6 protein-coding genes, 1 rRNA gene and 1 riboswitch are annotated in these 6,000 nt (G+C 28.6%); all 7 genes read left to right on the top strand.

Annotated features, from left to right (window positions below):
* Positions 1–11: 11 nt before the first annotated feature.
* The 7 genes from rrf (at position 12) to ACRC03_RS05860 (ending at position 5,938) form a co-directional block, all read left to right on the top strand.
* Positions 12–128 (top strand): 5S ribosomal RNA (rrf, locus tag ACRC03_RS05890).
* 104 nt (positions 129–232) lie between these two features.
* A complete protein-coding gene (locus tag ACRC03_RS05885) occupies positions 233–1,156 on the top strand; it encodes an AAA family ATPase (RefSeq protein ID WP_438651628.1) in 924 nt (307 codons plus the stop codon).
* Between the two features lie 46 nt (positions 1,157–1,202).
* Positions 1,203–2,981, top strand: a complete 1,779-nt coding sequence (locus ACRC03_RS05880; RefSeq protein WP_438651627.1) for a nitric oxide reductase activation-like protein — start codon at positions 1,203–1,205, stop codon at positions 2,979–2,981.
* 75 nt (positions 2,982–3,056) lie between these two features.
* Positions 3,057–3,243, top strand: a riboswitch (cobalamin riboswitch).
* Positions 3,244–3,423: 180 nt separating this feature from the next.
* A complete protein-coding gene (locus tag ACRC03_RS05875) occupies positions 3,424–4,167 on the top strand; it encodes an energy-coupling factor ABC transporter permease (protein ID WP_438651626.1) in 744 nt (247 codons plus the stop codon).
* Positions 4,145–4,423, top strand: a complete 279-nt coding sequence (locus tag ACRC03_RS05870; protein ID WP_438651625.1) for an energy-coupling factor ABC transporter substrate-binding protein — start codon at positions 4,145–4,147, stop codon at positions 4,421–4,423. The genes ACRC03_RS05875 and ACRC03_RS05870 overlap by 23 nt, the downstream gene beginning before the upstream one ends.
* A gap of 2 nt (positions 4,424–4,425) precedes the next feature.
* Positions 4,426–5,124, top strand: a complete 699-nt coding sequence (gene cbiQ / locus ACRC03_RS05865) for a cobalt ECF transporter T component CbiQ (RefSeq protein ID WP_438651624.1) — start codon at positions 4,426–4,428, stop codon at positions 5,122–5,124.
* Positions 5,117–5,938, top strand: a complete 822-nt coding sequence (locus ACRC03_RS05860; protein ID WP_438651623.1) for an energy-coupling factor ABC transporter ATP-binding protein — start codon at positions 5,117–5,119, stop codon at positions 5,936–5,938. The genes cbiQ and ACRC03_RS05860 overlap by 8 nt, the downstream gene beginning before the upstream one ends.
* Positions 5,939–6,000 lie beyond the last annotated feature (62 nt).

Raw genomic sequence — 6,000 nt, 5'->3', positions numbered from 1 at the left:
AATAAAGATTATGTGGTTATTATAGCAAAGAGGATACACCTGTTCCCATTCCGAACACAGAAGTTAAGCTCTTTAGCGCTGATGGTACTTGGGGGGCAACCTCCTGGGAGAGTAAGACGTAGCCACTTAATCTTTTTTTGCGTTCAAAAAAGAATTATTAAAAGTAAATCGATATTAGGAATTTTATGGTAAAATATAGTTGTATTATATTAACTATAAAAGGGAGATATCTATGTACATAATAGAAAATTTAAGAAAACAAGGTGTAAGTGAACAACTTATACAAGATGTGTTATATTTTAGAAAATATTATGAACTACAAAGTGATTTAGAATATAGAGTAAGCAAATCTAATATGTATTTTTATGGAAAAGACATAATCTCAATGTGTATATCTTCTATTTTAGAAGAACAAAACATACTATTATCAGGACCAAAAGCTACAGGCAAAAACTTGTTAGCGGATAACTTATCAGAAATATTTAATAGACCCCAATGGAACACCTCATTTCACATAAATACAGATAGTACAACTTTAATAGGAACAGACACTTTTATAGATAACGAAGTAAAACTAAGAAGAGGGTCTGTTTATGAATGTGCAATAAATGGAGGAATTGGCGTATTTGACGAAATAAATATGGCTAAAAATGACGCTATTGCAGTGCTACATTCAGCACTAGATCATAGAAGAGTAATAGATGTACCAGGTTATGAAAGAATTAAATTACATGAAGCGACTAGATTTATTGGTACTATGAACTATGAATATGCAGGAACTAAAGAATTAAATGAAGCTTTAGTATCTAGATTTATGGTTATAGACATTCCTTCAGTTGAAGAAGACAAACTTATGTTGATTTTAAAAAATGAATTTCCAGATGCAGATGATGAAAAACTAAATCAATTTGCTGGCATATTTTTAGATTTGCAACTTAAATCTAAAAATGGAGAAATATCTAGCAAATCAATTGATTTAAGAGGATTAATTGGTTCTTTAAAAACAATAAGAAGAGGATTAAATCCAAAATTAGCGATTGATATGGGTATAACGAGCAAAAGTTTTGACATTTATGAAAAAGAAATTGTTGGAGATATTGTTACAACTAGAGTACCTAGCAAGTGGCAAACTAAAGATATATTTCCAAAACAGTAAATAGATAATAAAATATGGAAACTAATTATATTATTAGGGGATAACTATGAAATGGATATATAGTGATTATGAATTTGAAAATAGAGTAAATAATCTATCGTGGACTATATCAGGAAAATATGAAGAAAATGTAAATGTGTTAAAACAGGATTACTCATCTAAGGAAGTAGCGTTGTATTTTGCTATAATGGAAGGTGCAATGCATAAGTATGTAGACTGGGGGACAGTTAAAAAATATCTTGTAAATAGAGTTAAATATGGATATGATTTAAAAATAATTTCAACCTTAGCTCAAATAGTTTTTAATAGAATTACAGAATGTAAAGTGATAGAGGAGAGACCAGGAGTAGAAGAAATAAGGCAAAAAGCTTATAAAGATATACTTTCGACTTTTACTAAAATCTATAATGATGATGTAGTTGAAAAAATAAAATATGTCATTGTTTTAGAAAATATGGGAAAACATCCAACAATAGATGGGCATGGCAGGCGAATTATAAATAGTATAAAAAAGATAGATGTACAAGGTGATATGTTAGAAATCTTAAAAGAAATAGATAATATATACTTAAAATACTTTCAAGATAGTGCACATAATAGCGATGTTGATTATCAACATTCAAACAATGACTATATAGGAAATGAAGATATAAATTTTGATACATTTTCAGATTTTATGTATGAAGAGCTTTACAATGATGTTGAAGATAAGTATATAGAAAGTGAAATAAATGAAATTTCATCTTCAATGTTAGTTGAAAGTATAGGAGAATGTGAGATAAAAGAACAACAACAAGGGGCGAATAGAATAATCTATGTAGACGAAGAAACTGTAGATAAGATTTATAAAAAAATGGAACATTATTATGGAAAAACATATTTAAGTTCAAGTCAAATAAAAAAAATTGAAACTAAAAATTGTAGAAATGTTCATGAAGGTTGTAGAATTCATTTTACTGATGGAGTCTTGAGAAGTGAGTGTAGTAATATGGCACAAATAAAATATGTAACAAGACAAAAAGAAAACAACCTTGGTAAGTACAGAGAAAAACATAAAATACATAAAAGAAATATAACTAAGTTGAAGGATAATATATCCAGAATTTTAATAGAAGAAAGTGAAACTAGTAGAGTGTATTCAGATTATGGAAGTGTATATGCCCAAAGAGCTTGGAGAGTATCAAGAAGTAGCAATAATAAAATATTCTATAGAGATATAGTAAATGAAAAAGGTAAATATATTATAGATATATTACTAGATGCTAGTGGCTCTCAAAGTAGAAATCAAGCTAATGTGGCAGCACAAGCTTATATAATAGCAATGGCTTTGACTATGGCAAATATACCTAATAGGGTAATGGGTTTTTCAAGTTTTATGGATTATACTATTATGAAACGATTTAAAGATTATGATGATAGTATACATACAAGTGAAAATATATTTGAATATTTTTGTGCAGGAAATAATAGAGATGGACTTGCCATAAAAGCTGCAAGTGAAGAATTATTAAATAGAGATGAAGAAAATAAAATTTTAATAGTATTAAGTGATGGAAGACCTAATGATGTTAAGATAGGCAAAGATAGAGAAAGAACTATTAGAGGGGAAACTGCATATAGAGGAGTGGTCGGAGTAAAAGACACTGCTAATGAAGTTAGAAATGCTAGAAAGAAAGGCATACTAGTACTTGGAGTATTTACAGGAAAAGAGAGTGAATTAGAAGCAGAAAAACTAATTTATGGAAAAGATTTTATTTACACAAAAGAAATTGAAAGATTTTCAGAAATAGTTTCTATGTATTTAAAAAAAGTAATTAGAAATTAAAAAGAAGGATAAAAGGATAACGCATAGAATAGAGTATAGTAAGGGTTTATCCATCCTTTTCGCTAGATTAAAAATTAATAGATAAATATCTTAGGTTCTTATATAAAGATTAATAGGGAAAGAGGTTAAAATCCTCTACAGCCCCCGCTACTGTAAGGCAGATGAAACTTTAATTATAACCACTGTAGTACGTTATACTATGGGAAGGTAAAGGAGTAAAGTGAAGCCAAGTCAGGAGACCTGCCTAGGTATTTAAGTGATTTCTTCGGGGAGGAAGATAATTTCTTAAGATACTTTATTTTATAAATTAGTATTGATATAGAAAAGTCTAACCCAATGGTTAGACTTTTTTACGCTTAAGCGAAGTGTTTGATTATCCATACGTCGCTTAGTTAAAGTAAATTTTAAGCATTACATCTTTATTTACAAAAAGGAGATTCTTATGAAAAAATTAAGATTAATTTTAGCTGCTGCATTTATGTTTGTTATATTAAATCCAGTAACATCAAATGCGATGCATATAATGGAAGGATTCTTACCGTTAAAATGGTCTATTATATGGAGTATTATATTTGTACCATTTTTTTTAACAGGACTAAAATCCATAAATAAGATCGTTAAAGAAGAGCCTAAAAAGAAAGTATTATTAGCTCTGTGTGGTGCATTTGTATTTGTACTGTCAGCGTTAAAGATACCTTCTTTAACAGGAAGTTGTTCTCATCCAACAGGAGTAGGACTTGGGGCTATATTATTTGGTCCAAGTGTAATGGTAGTTTTAGGAACAATCGTACTTTTATTTCAAGCCTTACTTTTAGCACATGGAGGAATAACAACATTAGGAGCTAATGCATTTTCCATGGCGGTAGTAGGACCGATAGTTTCTTTTTTACTATTTAAGTTTTTAAAAAAGAGAAATATAAAAGTTGGAACTTGTGTATTTATAAGTGCGGCTTTAGGTGATATAGCTGCATATATAGTTACAGCATTACAATTAGCTATAGCCTTTCCTGATCCAGCAGGCGGTGTTATTGCATCTATAGGAAAGTTTTTAGGAGTTTTCCTTATGACCCAAATACCAATTGCAATAGCAGAAGGTATACTTACAACTGTGATTTATAATTTAATAACAGAAAAAGAAGGAAGGGAAATTGGGTACGATGAAAATGAATATCAAACAGATAAGTAAAAATAACATTGTACTTCTTATTATTGCAGTGCTTATTATTGTGGCACCTTTAATTTTAAATTCAAGTGCAGAATATGGTGGTGCAGATGGGAAGGCACAAAATGTAATAAATGAAATAAATCCGGAGTATAAGCCGTGGTTTAGTAGTATATATGAACCTCCAAGTGGAGAAATCGAAAGTTTAATATTTTCAGTCCAAGCAGCTTTAGGTGCAGGGATTATAGGATATTATTTGGGGAGTAGGAGGAGAAAATAGAGATGCTTTTAATAGATAAGTATGCATATACAAATAATTTAACTGATTTAAAGCCGCAGATAAAAGTTGGAATAGGTATGGTTTTATTAATTGCATCTATGTTAGTTAACAATATAGTAGCCTTAAGTTGTATTATGGTGTTAATGAGTATTTCTATAGTTTGTATAGCCAAAATAGATTTTAAAAATTACTTGAAATTATTAAAAATACCAATATATTTTTTATTTATAGGAATTATTGCAAATCTTATAAATATATCTTTTGATTCAAAGCCTCTAATTTACAGTATAAATATTTTTAATATGTATGTAGGAATATCAAAAGAATCTTTAAATACATCAACATACATATTATTTAGATCTATGTCATGCTTAACTTGTGTGTACTTCTTTGTATTAACTACTCCGTTTAATCAATTATTATTTTTACTAAAAAAAATACATATACCAGATACAGTAATAGAATTGACTATGCTAGTGTATAGATTTATATTTATATTTTTAGAAGAGGTTTCTGATATTAGAAAGTCACAGCAATTGAGATTTGGATATATAGACTTAAAAACATCATATAAATCAATAGGGCTTTTAGGCAATTTATTATTTAAAAGATTAATGAAAAGATATGAAGATATGTCTATATCATTAGATATGAAATTATATGATGGAAAATTTCACATAGTAGGGGATAGCGATGTTTAAAATAAACAACCTAACATATCAATATGAAAAAAATGCAATAGCTTTAAATAATATAAATATGGACTTTTCTAAAGGTGATGTTATTGGAATAATAGGTTCTAATGGGTCAGGAAAGTCAACTTTATTTATGAATTTGATGGGTATATTACAACCAAGTAAAGGAGAAATATACTTTAAAGATAAGGAAATAAAATACACTAAAAAAGGTTTGCTTAATCTTAGAAAAAATGTAGGAATAGTATTTCAAGATCCTGAAAAACAAATATTTTACTCCAAAGTTTACGATGATATAGCCTTTGCATTAAGGAATCTTGGAATAGATGAGGCTACTATTAAGATAAGAATAGAAAAGGCTTTGAAAGCAGTAAATGGTATAGATTTTATAAATAAACCTGTACACTTTTTAAGTTATGGCCAGAAGAAAAGGGTAGCAATAGCTTCTGTAATTGCTATGGAAAATGAAATTGTCTTACTAGATGAGCCTACAGCTGGCTTAGATCCTGTAAGTACTCGATTAATTGTAGATATAATAAAAGGACTAAAAAATCATAATATAAAAATAGTCATATCAAGTCATGATATGAATTTAATTTATGAAATATGTGACTATGTATATGTATTAAATAAAGGAAATCTAACTGCATGTGGAAGTACAGAAGAGGTTTTTGTAAATGAAGAAGAACTTAACAGTGCAGGACTAGAGTTGCCTTGGTTAGTAAAGCTTCATAAAAACATAGAGATACCTTTATTTAAAGAAGAACAAGATTTATATAAGTATTGGAAAAATGAAGTCTTAGTTACGAACAAACCTTAGGTTTTTACCTAAGGTTTATTATATTTACAAGTGTATATACAATTGCTACAATACTATTAGAT

Source organism: Romboutsia sp., from assembly GCF_051659545.1.
Classification (GTDB): domain Bacteria; phylum Bacillota; class Clostridia; order Peptostreptococcales; family Peptostreptococcaceae; genus JBOFOR01.
Note: the sequence above shows the minus strand (reverse complement) of the source record. Positions and strands in the feature narration are given on the sequence as shown.